This is a genomic window from Streptomyces sp. NPDC088157, from assembly GCF_044741545.1.
Classification (GTDB): domain Bacteria; phylum Actinomycetota; class Actinomycetes; order Streptomycetales; family Streptomycetaceae; genus Streptomyces.
The window spans coordinates 200,619-216,139 of the sequence record NZ_JBIUSU010000009.1; the positions used below are offsets into that span (position 1 = coordinate 200,619).

The 15,521-nt window shown below is 67.4% G+C and carries 13 protein-coding genes; 5 read left to right on the top strand and 8 right to left on the bottom strand.

Annotated elements, in window-relative coordinates:
- Nucleotides 1-119: 119 nt before the first annotated feature.
- Complete coding sequence (gene uvrA / locus ACIPFH_RS32890) at nt 120-3,197, bottom strand: excinuclease ABC subunit UvrA (RefSeq protein WP_401832245.1); 3,078 nt, start codon at nt 3,195-3,197, stop codon at nt 120-122.
- Between the two features lie 223 nt (nt 3,198-3,420).
- Between uvrA and ACIPFH_RS32895 the strand changes: the two genes are divergently transcribed.
- From ACIPFH_RS32895 to ACIPFH_RS32910, 4 genes are all read left to right on the top strand, one after another.
- Nucleotides 3,421-4,107, top strand: a complete 687-nt coding sequence (locus tag ACIPFH_RS32895) for a maleylpyruvate isomerase family mycothiol-dependent enzyme (protein WP_401832248.1) — start codon at nt 3,421-3,423, stop codon at nt 4,105-4,107.
- Nucleotides 4,108-4,116: 9 nt separating this feature from the next.
- Complete coding sequence (locus ACIPFH_RS32900) at nt 4,117-4,767, top strand: MBL fold metallo-hydrolase (RefSeq protein ID WP_401832249.1); 651 nt, start codon at nt 4,117-4,119, stop codon at nt 4,765-4,767.
- A 203-nt stretch (nt 4,768-4,970) separates the two neighbouring features.
- A complete protein-coding gene (locus tag ACIPFH_RS32905) occupies nt 4,971-5,897 on the top strand; it encodes a DUF5677 domain-containing protein (RefSeq protein WP_401832251.1) in 927 nt (308 codons plus the stop codon).
- Between the two features lie 615 nt (nt 5,898-6,512).
- Nucleotides 6,513-7,427: a DUF5677 domain-containing protein gene (locus ACIPFH_RS32910; protein WP_401832252.1), complete on the top strand. Its 915-nt coding sequence runs from the start codon at nt 6,513-6,515 to the stop codon at nt 7,425-7,427.
- A 221-nt stretch (nt 7,428-7,648) separates the two neighbouring features.
- Here ACIPFH_RS32910 and ACIPFH_RS32915 read toward each other — a convergent pair whose 3' ends face one another.
- The 6 genes from ACIPFH_RS32915 to ACIPFH_RS32940 form a co-directional block, all read right to left on the bottom strand.
- Complete coding sequence (locus ACIPFH_RS32915) at nt 7,649-9,664, bottom strand: DNA recombination protein RecN (protein ID WP_401832254.1); 2,016 nt, start codon at nt 9,662-9,664, stop codon at nt 7,649-7,651.
- Nucleotides 9,661-10,218, bottom strand: coding sequence for an ABC-three component system middle component 2 (locus tag ACIPFH_RS32920; RefSeq protein WP_401832257.1), 558 nt, complete (start codon nt 10,216-10,218; stop codon nt 9,661-9,663). Before ACIPFH_RS32920 ends, ACIPFH_RS32915 begins: the two co-directional genes overlap by 4 nt.
- A 61-nt stretch (nt 10,219-10,279) precedes the next feature.
- The gene (locus ACIPFH_RS32925; RefSeq protein WP_401832258.1) at nt 10,280-11,254 is read right to left on the bottom strand and encodes a serine/threonine protein kinase; all 975 of its coding nucleotides are present in this window, start codon (nt 11,252-11,254) and stop codon (nt 10,280-10,282) included.
- A gap of 112 nt (nt 11,255-11,366) precedes the next feature.
- Nucleotides 11,367-11,771 (bottom strand): GNAT family N-acetyltransferase, encoded by a 405-nt coding sequence (locus tag ACIPFH_RS32930; RefSeq protein WP_401832260.1) that lies wholly within the window; start codon nt 11,769-11,771, stop codon nt 11,367-11,369.
- A 73-nt stretch (nt 11,772-11,844) separates the two neighbouring features.
- Nucleotides 11,845-12,231 carry a hypothetical protein gene (locus tag ACIPFH_RS32935; protein ID WP_401832261.1) on the bottom strand — a complete coding sequence of 129 codons (387 nt, stop codon included), beginning with the start codon at nt 12,229-12,231 and terminating at the stop codon, nt 11,845-11,847.
- A gap of 920 nt (nt 12,232-13,151) precedes the next feature.
- Nucleotides 13,152-14,009: a hypothetical protein gene (locus tag ACIPFH_RS32940; protein WP_401832262.1), complete on the bottom strand. Its 858-nt coding sequence runs from the start codon at nt 14,007-14,009 to the stop codon at nt 13,152-13,154.
- A 610-nt stretch (nt 14,010-14,619) separates the two neighbouring features.
- Between ACIPFH_RS32940 and ACIPFH_RS32945 the strand changes: the two genes are divergently transcribed.
- The gene (locus ACIPFH_RS32945) at nt 14,620-15,120 is read left to right on the top strand and encodes a hypothetical protein (RefSeq protein WP_401832264.1); all 501 of its coding nucleotides are present in this window, start codon (nt 14,620-14,622) and stop codon (nt 15,118-15,120) included.
- A gap of 52 nt (nt 15,121-15,172) precedes the next feature.
- Here ACIPFH_RS32945 and ACIPFH_RS32950 read toward each other — a convergent pair whose 3' ends face one another.
- Nucleotides 15,173-15,517, bottom strand: coding sequence for a hypothetical protein (locus tag ACIPFH_RS32950; protein ID WP_401832266.1), 345 nt, complete (start codon nt 15,515-15,517; stop codon nt 15,173-15,175).
- Nucleotides 15,518-15,521: the final 4 nt, after the last annotated feature.

The following is a 15,521-nucleotide window of genomic DNA, read 5'->3' on the forward strand; positions in this document are numbered from 1 at the left end:
GCGCCCCGCGGGAAGTTCCCGCGGGGCGCCGCACCTTTCGCGCATAGCGCCAGGCCGGGGGCCGTGCCTTCATCGGACCTCGCGGTCCGTGCCTCGTCGGACCTCGCGGTCCGTGCCCCTCAGGCCTTGCGGGCCCGCGTGGTCTTCTTCGCGGGGGTCGCCTTCGTCGCCCCGGTGGCCTCCGTTGCCGCCGTGGTGCCGGCGGCCGTCGTCCTGGCCGCGGCCGTCTTGGCGGTGGTCGTCCTGGCCGTGGTCGTCTTGGCCGTCGCGGTCTTGCGCGCCGCGGTCTTCGCCGCGACCGTCTTCTTCGCCGCCGCCTTGCGCGGGGCCTTCACCGGAGCGGCGTCGCTGATCCGGTCGGCGCCGAGCACCTCCCGCAGGAACTTGCCGGTGTGGCTGGTCGACACCCCGGCCACCTCCTCCGGCGTGCCCTCGGCGATGACGAGGCCACCACCGGCGCCGCCCTCGGGGCCCATGTCGACGACCCAGTCGGCGGTCTTGATCACGTCGAGGTTGTGCTCGATGACGATGACCGTGTTGCCCTTGTCGACGAGGCCGCCGAGCACCCTCAGAAGCTTGCTGATGTCCTCGAAGTGCAGACCGGTCGTCGGCTCGTCCAGCACGTAGACCGTGCGGCCGGTGGAGCGGCGCTGGAGCTCGCTGGCGAGCTTCACCCGCTGGGCCTCACCACCGGACAGGGTGGTCGCGGACTGGCCGAGCCGGACGTAGCCGAGGCCGACGTCCTTCAGGGTGTTGAGGTGGCGGGCGATCGCGGGGACGGCCCCGAAGAACTCCGTCGCCTCCTCGATCGGCATGTTCAGGATGTCGGCGATGGACTTGCCCTTGTAGTGGACCTCCAGGGTCTCCCGGTTGTAGCGGGCGCCGTGGCAGACCTCGCACGGGACGTAGACGTCCGGGAGGAAGTTCATCTCGATCTTGATCGTGCCGTCGCCCGCGCAGTTCTCGCAGCGGCCGCCCTTGACGTTGAAGGAGAAGCGACCGGGCAGGTAGCCCCGGACCTTCGCCTCGGTGGTCTCCGCGAACAGCTTGCGGACGTGGTCGAAGACACCGGTGTACGTGGCCGGGTTGGAGCGCGGGGTACGGCCGATGGGCGACTGGTCGACGTGTACGACCTTGTCGACGAGGTCGTCGCCGTCCACGCGCGTGTGCCGCCCCGGGACGTTCCTCGCGCCGTTCAGTTCGCGGGCCAGGTGCGTGTACAGGATGTCGTTGACCAGCGTCGACTTGCCGGAGCCGGACACGCCGGTGACCGCGGTGAACACGCCCAGCGGGAAGGACACGTCGATGTCCTGGAGGTTGTTCTCCCGGGCGCCGTGGACGGTGAGTCGACGGGACGGATCCAGCGGGCGCCGGATGTCGGGCACCGGGATCGCCTTCTTGCCGGACAGGTACTGCCCGGTCTGCGACTCGGCGTTGGCGAGCAGTTCCTTCAGGCCGCCGCTGTGCACGACCTTGCCGCCGTGCTCCCCGGCGCCGGGACCGATGTCGACGATCCAGTCGGCGACCTTGATGGTGTCCTCGTCGTGCTCGACGACGATCAGCGTATTGCCCATGTCCCGCAGGCGGACCAGGGTCTCGATCAGCCGGTGGTTGTCACGCTGGTGCAGACCGATGGACGGCTCGTCGAGGACGTACAGGACACCGACGAGGCCGGAGCCGATCTGGGTGGCCAGGCGGATGCGCTGGGCCTCGCCGCCGGAGAGCGTGCCGGCCGCGCGGTTGAGCGAGAGGTAGTCCAGACCGACGTCGACGAGGAACCGCAGTCGCTCGTTGACCTCCTTCAGGACCCGCTCGGCGATCTTCTTGTCGCGGGCGTCGAGCTTCAGCTGGCCCAGGAAGTCCGCGCAGTCGCTGATGGACATCCCGGAGACCTCGGCGATGGACTTCTCCATGACCGTGACCGCGAGGACGAGCGGCTTCAGGCGGGTGCCCTCACAGGTGGGGCAGGGCACCTCGCGCATGTAGCCCTCGAAGCGCTCACGGCTGGCGTCGCTCTCGGCCTCGCTATGCCGACGCTTCACGAACGGCAGGGCGCCCTCGAAGGGGGTCGTGTAGACGCGCTCGCGCCCGTACCTGTTGCGGTAGCGGACCTCGATCTGCGTCTTGTGGCCGTGCAGCAGGGCCTTCCTGGCCCGCTGCGGCAGCCCCGCGAAGGGGATGTCCGTGCGGAAGCCGAGCGCGTCCGCGAGGGCGCCGATCAGCCGGCCGAAGTAATCCTTGGTGTGTCCGTGCGACCAGGGGTGGATGGCGCCCTCGTCGAGCGACTTGTCCTCGTCCGGGACGATCAGTTCGGGGTCGACCTCCATGCGCGTGCCGATGCCGGAGCACTCGGGGCAGGCGCCGAAGGGCGAGTTGAAGGAGAAGGAGCGGGGCTCCAGCTCCTCGAAGGACAGGTCGTCGTACGGGCAGTACAGATGCTCCGAGTACATGCGCTCGCGCTCGGGGTCGTCCTCGGGGAGGTCGACGAAGTCGAGCACGACCATGCCGCCGGCGAGGCCGAGGGCGGTCTCCACCGAGTCGGTGAGCCGGCGCTTGGCGGACTCCTTCACCGTGAGGCGGTCGATGACCACCTCGATGGTGTGCTTCTCCTGCTTCTTCAGCGTGGGCGGGTTGGACAGCTGGATCGTCTCGCCGTCGACCCGCGCGCGGGAGTAGCCCTTGGTCTGGAGGTCGGCGAACAGGTCGACGAACTCGCCCTTGCGCTCGCGCACCAGCGGCGACAGCACCTGGAAGCGGCTGCCCTCGGGCAGCTCCAGGACCCTGTCGACGATGGCCTGCGGCGACTGGCGCGTGATCGGCCGGGAGCACTCGGGGCAGTGCGGCTTGCCGATGCGCGCGAAGAGCAGACGCAGGTAGTCGTAGACCTCGGTGATCGTGCCGACCGTGGAGCGCGGGTTGCGCGAGGTCGACTTCTGGTCGATGGAGACGGCCGGGGAGAGGCCCTCGATGAAGTCGACGTCCGGCTTGTCCATCTGGCCGAGGAACTGGCGGGCGTACGAGGAGAGGGACTCGACGTAGCGCCGCTGGCCCTCGGCGAAGATGGTGTCGAAGGCCAGCGAGGACTTGCCCGACCCCGACAGGCCCGTGAAGACGATGAGCGAGTCGCGAGGCAAGTCGAGCGAGACATTCTTGAGGTTGTGCTCGCGCGCGCCACGGACGATGAGACGGTCGGCCACGCCGGTCCGCACCTTTCTTGAGAGAAGTGACAGGGGCGGGGCCCCCGTCTTTCCCAGACTAGGGGGAGCCACTGACAACGCCGGTCGGGATTCACCGGTTCACAACAATCCCCGGCCTTCCAGCATGCCCGACGCCGCCATCGACCATATAGCACGCGCATTCGATTTGCGGGCTCTGTCGACCACCTTCACCCGAAGAGGTGGCGAGGCTAGGGTCAGCACCATGATTGATCACGCTCATGACCTGGAGTCTGTACGTGACGCGACCGAGCGGCTCCTCACCGCTGTCGCCAAACTGGACGACGCATCCGTGGCCGAGCCGTCGCGTCTGCCCGGCTGGAGCCGCGGGCATGTCCTGGCTCACATCGCCCGCAACGCGGACGCCCTCGTGAACGTCCTCGAGGGCCGGCCCATGTACGCCGACGCGGACGCCCGCGACGCCGACATCGAACGGGACGCCCCGCGGCCCCTGGGCGTCCAGCTGGCGGACGTACGGGAGAGCGGGGCCCGCTTCCAGGCAGCGGGTGCCGCGCCCGCCGACTGGTCGCGCACGGTGGAGCTGCGCAACGGGGTCGTCGACTCGGCGGCGCGCGTGCCCTTCCGGCGGTGGGTGGAGGTGGAGCTGCACGCCGTGGACCTCGGCATCGGCTACGAGCTGGAGGACCTGCCGGAGGAGTTCACCGCGCGGGAGACCGAGTTCCTCGCGGAGCGGTTCACCGGGCGTGCCGACGTGCCGCCGACGCGGCTGACGGACGGCACACGCGTGTGGCGGACGGGCCGCGAGGCCGACGGGCCCGAGGTGACCGTCACCGGCCCGCCCGCGGACCTCCTGGGGTGGCTCGCCGGGCGCCGCGACGGCTCGGCGCTGACTGCCGACGGCGGGCCGCTGCCGGTCCTCCCGCCGCTATAGGCTGCCGCCATGACGTACAGCGGAGAGGTGACGGTCGGCGGCCCGGCGGACGTGCACGAGCTCAAGGACCTGATGATCACCAAGATCGCGGTCGGCCCGATGAACAACAACGCCTACCTGCTGCGCTGCCGGGCCACGGACGAGCAGCTGCTGATCGACGCGGCGAACGACGCGCATGCCCTGCTCGGCACGATCGGTGACGACGGCATCGCGTCCGTCGTCACCACCCATCAGCACGGCGACCACTGGCAGGCGCTCGGCGAGGTCGTGGCGGCCACCCGCGCGCGTACCTACGCCGGCCGGGAGGACGCCGAGGGCATCCCCGTACCGACCGACGTCCCGGTCGACGACGGTGACGTCATCCGGGTGGGGAACGTGGAGCTCACCGCACGTCATCTGGTCGGGCACACACCCGGCTCGATCGCGCTGGTCTACGACGACCCCCACGGCCACCCCCACGTGTTCACCGGCGACTGCCTCTTCCCCGGGGGGCCTGGGCGTACAACACGCCCCGAGGACTTCGCCTCGTTGATGTCGGGCCTGGAGGCGAAGGTCTTCGTGCTCCCGGACGAGACCTGGATCTACCCCGGCCACGGCAACGACACCACGCTTGGCGCCGAGCGGCCGCACCTCGGGGAGTGGCACGAGCGGGGCTGGTAGGTCGGCGGCATGTGCGAGTCAAGATGTCGCGTGTGACTTACCGCAGGGGGCTCCAGGGGCTGTATTTATCCAGCCTCGGGACGGGTGAGCTCGCATGTTCAGGTGTCGCGTATTCGTCAGCACTGCGTCCCTGGAGTACACCGTAAGTGGTCGCCAGGGCATTGGCGAAGAGGCAGGCCCAGATCACAACAACTGGGGGGGACATGGCCGGAGTTCGCGAGGATGCGGATCGCGGGGAGCACTCGGAGGACGATGCTGAGACCGAGTCGGCCCTTTTTGCCGACGTGGCCGAGGTGCTGCACGGCGAGCGGACTCTGTGGCGAGCCGCCGAGCGCATCGTCACGCTGGCAGCGCCTCATGTTGATGAGGTCTGCCTTGGCGTGCCTATCACGGCAGGTTTCAATGGGGACATCGTCAGCCGGACCATCGTGAGGCGCGCGCACGATGCGCTTGCGGCGGTCACGGTCGCCGTCGACTCCCCGGCCCGGGCCAACGCACGCGTGCATCTTCGAGCGATGGCCGAAGACTTGATCTTTGTGAAATGGCTCCTTGGGCTCGATGCAGGGGTCGCAACACAGTACGTGCAACGAAGCGCCCGTGTGGAGGCGTTGCTGGCTGTCAAGGCACAGCAACAATTCTTGCCCGTTGCCTACCGGCGACTCGAGACAGATGTTCCGGACCTCGGATTCGGCGATGTCGCTGAGGCTTTGAGGCAAGCCCGTGACGAGCTGGTAGCGCTGTGTCAGGCTCAGGGCTGGGGGAAGCGCGGTCCGTCGGTTCGCAGCATGGCTGAGGCGGCGGATCTCCTACCCGTGTACGAGTTCTTTTATTTCCTCAGTTCCAAGGCGGTGCACGCCAACCTGCACGAGATGGCGCGAATGGTATGGGGCACCGACCACGCTGTGGACATCTCCTCAAAGCCGTTTGCAGGCGTCCACGCAGACCTCGCCATCGTGTATGGAGTTTGGCTCTTCGATTACGTCCTGAGTGCGGTTATGAGCATGTTTGAGCCAGTCGATCGGCTGCTGGCCAGCCAGGCATACTGCGTGTGGCTCGCTCTGATCCTTGCTGGACCCGCGCGCCGTGGGCAGATGCCGCTCCTGATCCACCCAAGAGAATTGAGAATCTGAACGGAACGGCGGACGCAGCCCGCTGTTCTTGGTTCTGCCGGTCTGTGAGTTGAGCTGTCAGCGCGAGTAATCTGGTGGGCTCGCATGTTGAGGTGTCGCGTATTCGCGAACTGCCTGATGCAGCGGACACGATGAGTCACGGCTGGCTTGTGCCGCAATGGTGGCGGCGCGGTGCTCGATGACGGCGCATATCTCAACACCGGCTTGATCCTCCCGCACGCAAAAACCATGACCGACTGCTACTCAAAGGGATTGCCCAAATACGTCCAGTTGCGATCCTGCAGAACCCCAACTGCTTCAGCAGCACGGACCGGGCGTCTGCTCAGACCATCCTCCACGCAATCGATCAGGGCGTGCAGCAAGAGTCGAGCAACGATCTGGAGGAGTGCGTCGACAGTGCCACCGACGGCACCTTGGGGAACAGTTGCTGAGGCCGGACCCCCGAACATGATCGCGTGAAGATTCCCTGCCGAGGTTGCCCGGCTCGGACACCTGCCGGGAGGCGCGTTTCCCTTCGCCTGCGGGGGTGACTGCCGGCCGATGGGGGCCCGAGGCAGCCAAACAGATCGCAGAAAATGGCAGGCGAACCCTCAACTGGGTGGCTACGGTCCGGGGATGGCGACCAGTAGGAAGCGGAAGAGTCAGCAGAGGAAGCGTCCAGGCGCACAGATGTCGGGCAACCCGCAGGTGGAACGTGTCTCTTCCCCTCGAGGTCGGCTTCGACCGTTCTTCAAGCTGATGGAGGACGTGACATCGACCGCAGACAGGACCGTACTAGAGACGCCTGATGTCGAGAACCAGCTCACGCGGTTCGACGCGGAGATTCTCGTGCGAGGGATCAACAGCGTTAAGGCCGTGCGGTCTTTGCTGGAGCACGGCCATTGGGAACACGCTGTAGGTGTTACGCGTCAGCTGTTCGAACTGCTCGTCAACATGGAGTACCTCGGCACGGTGGAAGACCGCGGGGAGGCGACGTTGCTGTTCGCCCGATTCGGTCTGCTTCAGTTCCTGCTGGCGGAGGAAAGACGGTTCGCGTACAACCGGGAGAAGGGCCATCCGGTTAATGAGCAGATGGCTGCCGTGGTCAATGACCACCTAAAGAACGAGTTCAACGATTTCCAGGCCAAGCCGAGAGCAGACGGCTCGGTGAGGTGGGTGTCAAGTTGGTGCCGGAAGGACACGGCCGAACTCGCAAGGCTGTCAGATGACCCAATGCGAAGTTATCACTACAACATTCTGTACCGGGTGTGGTCGGAACAGGCCCATGCGGCACCCGGTGCTCTGATCAAGAACATGTTCCGCGACAACGATAACGGGTGGGTCGAGCAGGCTGTCGCGGAGACTGATCGGTCGAGCAGGGACACCATTGCGTTCACGCTCATGTTCTTCCTTCGTCTCTGGGTGGTCCTACCTCACGTGGAGGCATCGCATGAGCGTGTGGCTGTGTGGTTGGGCAAGTTGAGCGTTCTGAACGGCGGGCCCGGCCTTCCGCCTCGTCCTTGGACTACTGAGGAGATTTCCGTGTCGTGATCACCTTGTGAGGTCAGTAGGGCCACTTGGCGATCGGTGCGTTCATCCGGCCTCCGGCACTCCTTCCCCGAGGGTTCCTTGCCCACAAGCAGGGCGGAGGCGCGGTGCTGGCGCGTCCGGTCTACGTCTGCAGGTCTTGGGACGGTCCACGGCCCATCACGTAGGCCAGCCCCACCCAGACGAAATGCGAAGGTGGCCGTGGTCTAGGCGGGGTGAGGAGGTTATTCGGGGCTGCCTTCGTCTGCAGTGGTCTCGTCGTCGATCAGCCCGTAGGGGGGCCGGTCCTCGTTGCGGCTGTACCGGACCACGACGTTCTCTTCCACGAGCACGGGCGGACTGTTGTCGACGATGATCACCTGGGCGCCCGCCCCCTGTTCGACCAGCCAGCTGGTCAGGTGGCGGTAGAAGTCGTCAATGGCGATCGCGTCTGCGATTACCGCGTCCCGGGTGGCGCCGTGGCCCAGGTTCTTCTGCGGGCTGTCGATCATGAGGAAGCCGGGGTGGGCGGCCGATGTTTCGACGGCCACCTCGAAGACGGCCAGCTGCCAGGCCAAGGTCAGGAGCGTTCGGGCGCCGGATGATGCCTCGCGGTAGGAGTCGCCACGTACGTGAGGAACCAGGTTCGTGTCGATCATCGGCTGGCTGAGTTTCGGGTAGCGCCACTGCCGCAGGAGTTCGCTGTACCGGCCGCTGATTCGGCCGACGGCCAGGTCCCGGTCCTGTGCGGCATCTCCCAGCCGGTCGCGTTCCTCCCGCAGGCGTTCAATCTGTGCCTCCTGCCGCTCCACGAGCGCAGCACGCTTCTCCAGGCCAGCCTGAAGCTTCGTCGCGTTCTCGGCGTGCTGGAGATGACGGAGGACTTCCTCGCGCCGGCGCTGGAGGTTGTCGCGAGCGGCGAGGAACGGGGTGACGGTGGGCGAAGTGGCTTCGTCGACAGCCGCCGCGGCACGCTCTTCGTCGATGGCGGCGTCTTCCGCCTGGAGCTTGAACGTGGCGAGCGAGCTGTCCAGGCCCTCAACGTAGGCAGTGATCTCCTTCAAACGGGCCTTGGTGGCCCTGATCTCGGCCGCGACATCCAGCCGCCCTTCATCCGACGAGTGCTCGGCTGTGGCGGTGCCGAGCGTCAGGTGCTCGTCGCCGTGGGGCAGCTCGTGGCTGCACAGACTGCACGAGCCGTTCTCCACCGACGGAGGGGCGGGCAGCCGATTCAGGCACGCCGGGCAGGTCGTGACGCTGAGGGGGTCAAACAGGCGCTGCGCTTCGGCCAGCATATTGAGCTTGACAAGGTCGTCCGCGTACTGCGCCCGTAGTGGCATCATCCGGGTGAGTTGCGTCTCGCAGTCACGTACTACACCAGCGGCTCGCCGGGCGCGCTGGGCAGCTTCCTGGTGCTCGCGGCGCAGACGCCCAGCGAAGGTGGTGCCAGCTTGCGCTGCCTCATCGAGGGCCCGTAGCTGCTCGGTCAGCTCCCGCAGCTCGCCTTGGTATTGCTCAGCGGTCAGCGCGCCGACCGTGGGAACGTCCTGCTCGTCGACGAACGCACGTGCTGCGGCGAGTTCGGAACGTGACTGGGTGAGTCGGGCGCCCAGTTCCTTGATGCGTTGCCCAAGCTCGACAGCGCGGTCGTCGTGAACGCCAAAGACGACGTCGACCACCTGCTTCAGCTTGTGCTTCTTCATGTACTCGTTCTCAAACAAGAAGTTCTTGGAGGCGATGCGCTCGTTGGGCAAGAACGCAAGGTTCATGAGGTCGCGGATGCTCAGGGGGTCGGTCCGGGACTCACGGCTGGAGGGGGCCTCCCGCAGCTGAACGCCTTCGAGCTTGCAGTGTCCCAGCAGCAGAGCGGAGAGGCTCTCGGGCGCTCCCGCCGGCTCGATGGTCCTGCTCTCGGGCTTGGAGAGCGGCGGGCTGTCCAGCGTCCCCCGACGTACGTAGGCGACCTTCGACGGCTCCCCGACGGGACGCTCGATGACGTGCGGTTCGCCGGACAGCTCGACTTCCAGAAGGCAGGAACGGACCTTCCGCAGCACCTCAGGATGCCGCGGATGGCGCTTCCCACCGAGGCCGTAGGCGATGAACTCCAACACCGCAGTCTTGCCCGAGCTGAATGCCCCGGCCACCACGGACAGGTCCCGCACCTGCTGGTCCTGCGTGAAATCGACGTCATAGTTCCGGCTGACGCCAGCAAGGCGCAGGCGCCGGATCCGGATGCCAGGCAGAGGCTGCATGGTGGTCATCCCTCCCAGGGCATGTCAGGTGCCTGCGCTTCCGGTCCCAGCACGCTGAGGAGCGCGGCACCGGGCCCGCCCTCTCCATGCGGCCGCAGCCACCGTGCGGTCTGTTCCCGCAGCGCCTTGTCGCTGAGCTTGCGGAGGCGACGCACGACGATGGACGCCGCAGTGGTGAACGACGCGGCATAGGTGGCGGTGAAGCGAGCCCCGAGTTCCCGACCGCGGTCGTTGATCGAATAGGCGAAGGCGCCGTTGCGGTTGTGGACCTCGCAACACCCGTAAGCCACGAGCAGTCCGAGGTCGTGCTGGATGCGCTCGCGTCGACTGGTGAAGCGCTGCGAGGAGGACGCGTACGAGAGCACCTGCGGATCGAACCCGGCCAGCCTGAGCATGTTGCCCTCCCGGCCGTCGGAATCGACGACGAGGAAGGGGTTCGCCGACAGGAAGTCGTAGTAACCGATGCGCTCCAGGCTCGCCCCTTTCGCGTCCTGTCCGGCGACAGCGTCGAGAAGAAGCAGCAGCTGCGCCAGCCGGAAGGTCACCTCGTCCTCCGGCATCATCACCGGCCGGTGTGCTTCCACAGCGAACTCCTCGTAGGTCTGGCAGGACAGGCAACGGCGGTCAGCCGTCGGAGTGCTCGGCGGCGATCTGCCGCCAGTGTTTGACCCAGCCCGCCCTGCGGTTGTCCACGAGCCGGTGGACCAGCCCCCAGCTGTGCACCAGCTCCAGGCGGAGCGACTTCGGCAGTTTGTCGTGCTCGTTGCGTACTTCCCGCCAGACACGGGTGTGGAGAACCCGAAGCGCGTCCTCGGCCACGCATTCGTTGAACTGCATCTCCCATAGACCGTGGAGCGTCGCATCGGCGGAACTGAGCGCCGCCACCTCCGCCGGAACATCCTTGTGCGCGATCTCGCGAGCCACCAGATCGGCATTGAAGAACTGCCTCTTTGCCGAGTCCAGCTCCACGTGGCCGGCCTCGGTCATCTGTCGAATGAACAGGGCGGAGCCAAGGGCGGCTGCCTTGTCGTCCTCGACATCGAGTACCAGCCGAAGCTGCTCCACGGCAGCGGGAGCGGCCTGAGCGTACGTCTCGTAGAAGCCGCGACGCACGTCGTCGCCCTCGGGGCTAAGCAGCTTCTTCCGGAGAGCGGTTTCGTCCCAGAGCTGGATGACGAGGCTGTGCTCCTTCTCCCTCGCCTTCGTCCACGTGTCCCACCATGCCGTCATGGGGCCGTCCATGCTGGAGGGGATGCACAAAATCCAGCTGGCGATGGTGTGGCCGTTCTTGACGGCTGCCTTCAGCACGTTGTCGAGCGAGTCTTCGACCTGCTGTACGTGCTTCTTGGTGGTGACCGGCATGAAGTACTTGGACTGCCACACTGTGATCGCTCCGCCGAGGTTTCCGGCGAAAGCGTCGATACCCCAGTCGCCCGGGTTGGCAGCGACGGACCGTACGTTTGGGGTCGTCGCGGCGGCAAGCTGAGCGATCATCGTTTCGAAGTCGTCGCGGGCTCCGCCGGGGCTTCCCCCGCGGACTGCGTGTACGTCGAAGCTGATTGGTTGGACACCCGTCGGCACGGCTATCGAGTCAGGCACACCCACCCCCTGCACCGGTGGCTGCACACAGGATGTTCCCCAAGCGTGACACACCGTATCGGTGGAGCCTAACCAACGGCCACTCCTCTGATCAAGAAGTGGAACGCCGGCATTAGACGCCGCGCTGGTTGACGAAGCCGAGGGACGTCAGCCCCTCGGCCGCACAGAGACGGTCGGAGGCGCCGCCCACGCTGGTCTGTAGGAGCTGGTACGCGGCGCCCTGACGATGACCCCAATGCATCGCTGCGCGCCACAGGGCCCGGCCGTGACCGGCTCCCCGGTGCGCCGGGAGGACGCCGAAGTACTGGGGCAGCAGCCGGACCTGTCCCACAGCGTCGGGCATCGTCTCCATCGGGCCGATGGCACCGATCACCCGGTCCTCGTCGAGGACGGTGAAGACCGGGCCCACCGTTCCGGCCCGCATCCGGCCGTAAAGGAACGCGAAGCCGTCGCCCGCCATCTCCTCAGCAAAGGCGGCGAACCGGGAAGGGTCGGGGAGCTGCCTGTACTCCAGCACCCGACCGTCCGGCGTAGGGCCCGGCCCGTCGGCGAAGTCCTTGAGCTGGACGCGGACACCCCAGGCGTACGCGTCAGGCTGGTCGGGCCCGAGGAGCCACCACCCGGGCCCGACCGATGCCGTGGACGGCGGCGAGCTTCCGCGCGAGTTCTGCGCCAGCAGACAGGCCGTCCGGCACGGACCCGTACACGTGGACCCGGACCGTACGCGGTCCGCGCTCCAGGAGCGTCGGCATCAGGGTCCGGCGCTCGTCGTGCTCGATCGCCTCGACCATGACGCGCTCTGTCTTTGTGGCGGACCAGCGGCGATCTTTGTCGTAAGGCAGGAAGCGGCCGGTGCCTGCGGCGCCGAAGACGGCCGCGAACAGGTCGGGCAGGGGGTTGCGGTGGTGGACGGGCCCGAGAGTCGGCACGTACGGCACCGGCATGACCGGCTCGATCCAGTCCCAGCGGAAGCGCATGTCCGAACGCTATCGGCGCTGGCCGCGGCGGCGTTCGGGAACGCTCGCCCTCGCGAGAAGGCGCCAGGTTCCCTGGGCAGCTGATCGCGAAGTGTGTTCGTCCAACGGCCAGTCCGCACCCCCATGGTGCCGCAGCCGAGCGAAAGCGGGAACCGGACCGACCACGAGGGCCAGGGGCACGCCGTCCACCCGACCGCCGTGCCCCGCGTTCCGGCCAGATGCGCAGCACGACGTCCTCGTCGGCGGGGACCGTGGCGGTCACGAGGGCGATGCCGGACTGTCCCTCGGGACGGTGGCCGCCATCGCGGAGGATGGCGCGCGCCGACTCAATCAGCTGCCGGTCCGCGTCGGTCCGTGCACGACCAAGTGCCAGGCAGCGGTCAGAAAGCCCTCCGACATCCACCGCAGGACGGGCTGGCCGAGGATGGCCAGGACGCCGACGCCGCCCCGGCGGGGCGGCAAGGTGTTCCCGGTCTCTCGGTCGGTCCCCCATCCGGGCTGTCGCCGCTGCGGCACGCCGATCGCCCGGGGTTACGCTGGCCGGGCGGTGAGGGCCGGATAGACCCTCACCGCAGGCTGCCTTCATGACCAGAGGCCCGTGTCTTTGCCCTGCGAAAGCGAGCACGGGCCCCCGGGTCGGGTAGCCAGGGGCCGGTCCGTCATCGACGGCCGGCCCACCAACTGAGCAAGGCTGGCGCGGCCACCAGCACGGTGTCCATCGCGTGCCACGCAAATCTGCCACGTTCGGTCATCGACCAGCGCACGAACCGGCCGTACTTGACCGTCGGCTGCTGCCGCTCGCGTCGGCGGGGTGTCATCCTCATTGCTCCTCATCCCTCCTTTCTCGTTCGTCGTTGCGTTCGGGACGCCGGACGTGGCCGGTGGTCCTCGACTCCGCGAACGCAGGTGGTCGGCGGCGGTCATCCCAGCTGTCCGTCGTGGCTGTCGGCGTCGTCCTGCGGCATGAGGGGGCCGCGCTCCTCGGCCTCCAGGCGTTCGACCTCGGCCTTGCTCAGGTTGATGTTGAACGGCTTGGTCAACTGGTAGGTGTGCACCCACTCGAAGCCGCGTATGGCGCGCCCGTCGACCACCTCGTCCGGCCCCATCTTCACCAGCAGCTCATGCTTCAGCAGCTCCTCGATCCCCCGCGCCACCGTGTGACGGCCCAGGCCCAGGGCTCGGGCGCCGCGGGTGTCCTGCGGGAGGGTGAAGGCTTCCTTCCGCCTGCTCATCGCGGCCAGCAGGACGGCCTTGCCGGGCATGTTCAGCTTCAAATGCCAGTCCTCGCGCCAGTAGGCGAAGGGGACCCGGAAGTAGACATCGCTCTTGGCGCCGGTCGGGACGGTGTAGGGCAACGTGATGCCGGCGACCCGTCCGATCTCGTGGCGCTTGACGATGCGCTTGAAGCGACCGTGCTGCCTCCGTTCGATCAGGCCCAACTTCTCCAGGTGCTCCCACTGCCGGGAGACGGCCACGCTCGCCCCTTTATCGGGACGCATGTAGATGCCAGCCGCCCGCGCCCAGAGCTGCGAGCGCTCGGTGACGCCGAAGTCCCTGCCGGTGGTGACGGCGTAGACCAGTAGCAGGAGCTCCAGGGCGTGGGGGGCCCGCAACAGCTTGGACAGGGGCCCCGGCCCGGTGCTGGGATCTCCGGGCAGACTCTTGATGTGGCTCTTCTGGACGAACTCCCGGCGTATCGGGAACACTCCGTCCTTGCGTCCGGAGCGCTGCAACAAGTACTCGATCGACTCTTCCCGGGTCATCACACGTTGGACCATGGCCTCGTTCTCCTCCGCCGGCACCCAGGCGGTGCCCCCGTGAAGAGAATGCCTCCAGCCCCGTGGTCCGGACGAACTGCGAGCGCTACTCCCGCACCCCCTCGTCACCGGTGCCGGAGGCACTGGGAGATCCAGACCACCAACACCACCATGTAGGACCCTGACCCACCGAAACGGCAGGTCAATGCGCGGTGACGCCGCCTCAATGTCGGTATTCAGACCGGAAGGTTGCAGTCTGAGAACCCAATAGCGTCATAGATCCGCGCCAAAGCGTGCATCGCGAGGCACCAGCGAACCGACCGCCTCGGTAACGCAGGCAGGGCCTCGATCTTGGGGAGCACCGGTACAGCGACGGCGCTGAAAGCGACCGCGGTCAGGGGTGCTCGATCGAGAGAGCGGCTCCCCAGGAACATGCAGAGGCCCCGCAGAGTTATCTCGCGCCACGTCTGCATTGCGGTAAGCTCTCGCCCGGCAAGATGCGTACGCCGCCCGCCGACACCCCGCGCCCACGCCACAGGTGATCGACCGGCCAAGGCTCCTGCGGGAGCCCGCACCCCCGGCCTTCCTCGTCCGGCGGGAGCGTGGGGACCGCCAGGAGCGAGCGTCAAAGGTGCCGAAGAAGAACCCGTCGACCGCCGCACAGCGGGCCCGTCAACGACAGGCCGCGACCGGCGAGAAGTACACGACCGCCCTCCGAGCCGAAACCCGCCCCACCATGCGGCGACCCGCCGTTGAGCACGCCATGTTCAGCACGGAGGGCGCGGGATGGGCGCCCATCATCCGACGGGCGGAGCGCGAGCTGCGCGAGGTGTGGCCCGGCTGCCCCCGACCGCTCTGGGAAGAGAAGTACGGCGACCTGTGCTGGAAGTACGTGCCCTATGACGCGGCCCCCGAGGTCCGCGCTGTGATCCACAGGGCCATCGGGGAAGCCTCCGTCACCTGCCAGACATGCCCGTCTCCGGGTCGCAAGCGCGTCGTCTGGGTCGGACTGGACTGGGGTGGTATGGCGTGGGTGAAGACCTGTTGCGACGCCTGCTACTACGTGCCGCCGAACACGGGATCTGACCCGGTCTACCAGCGCCTAGTGAAGTGGTACGAGAACCAGAGCTGATCGCAGACGTGCCCGCGGCCGGAACCGCGGGCCCCTGCCGGTTCCAGAGCGCCTACAGCACCCGCATCGGCTGTACGTCGGCCGGGAGTGGACGCGTGCCCATGTGCAGCCCTGCGCGCTCCATGTCGACCAGAAGGTGGATCTCGTCCTCGCCGTACGGCCAGCGGGCCACAGCGCCCTCGGTGAGTAGGTGCGCGAACGTGCGGCTCGGCAGGGTGTACCCGACCTCCAGCGGGACCGAGAACGGGCGCACCTCGAACGGCGCTTGAATCGCTCCGTGCAACACGTGCGCGCCCAGGACGGGAACGACCGTGCTGCGCCACGCGGTGATCGGCTCCGTCCACTCCAGCGAGCCGTCGCTGTCGGCCCCGTTTTGGGTCAGGTCCAGGTGCGCCACGAAC

What these genes read in the sequence shown, in the direction of transcription:
- ACIPFH_RS32900 (WP_401832249.1), top strand. Translation starts at nt 4,117, where the DNA reads ATGACGTACAGCGGAGAGGTGACGGTCGGCGGCCCGGCGGACGTGCAC.
- ACIPFH_RS32940 (WP_401832262.1), bottom strand. Translation starts at nt 14,009, where the DNA reads ATGGTCCAACGTGTGATGACCCGGGAAGAGTCGATCGAGTACTTGTTG.
- ACIPFH_RS32920 (WP_401832257.1), bottom strand. Translation starts at nt 10,218, where the DNA reads ATGATGCCGGAGGACGAGGTGACCTTCCGGCTGGCGCAGCTGCTGCTT.
- ACIPFH_RS32910 (WP_401832252.1), top strand. Translation starts at nt 6,513, where the DNA reads ATGGCGACCAGTAGGAAGCGGAAGAGTCAGCAGAGGAAGCGTCCAGGC.
- ACIPFH_RS32905 (WP_401832251.1), top strand. Translation starts at nt 4,971, where the DNA reads ATGGCCGGAGTTCGCGAGGATGCGGATCGCGGGGAGCACTCGGAGGAC.
- ACIPFH_RS32895 (WP_401832248.1), top strand. Translation starts at nt 3,421, where the DNA reads ATGATTGATCACGCTCATGACCTGGAGTCTGTACGTGACGCGACCGAG.
- ACIPFH_RS32915 (WP_401832254.1), bottom strand. Translation starts at nt 9,664, where the DNA reads ATGACCACCATGCAGCCTCTGCCTGGCATCCGGATCCGGCGCCTGCGC.
- ACIPFH_RS32935 (WP_401832261.1), bottom strand. Translation starts at nt 12,231, where the DNA reads ATGCGCTTCCGCTGGGACTGGATCGAGCCGGTCATGCCGGTGCCGTAC.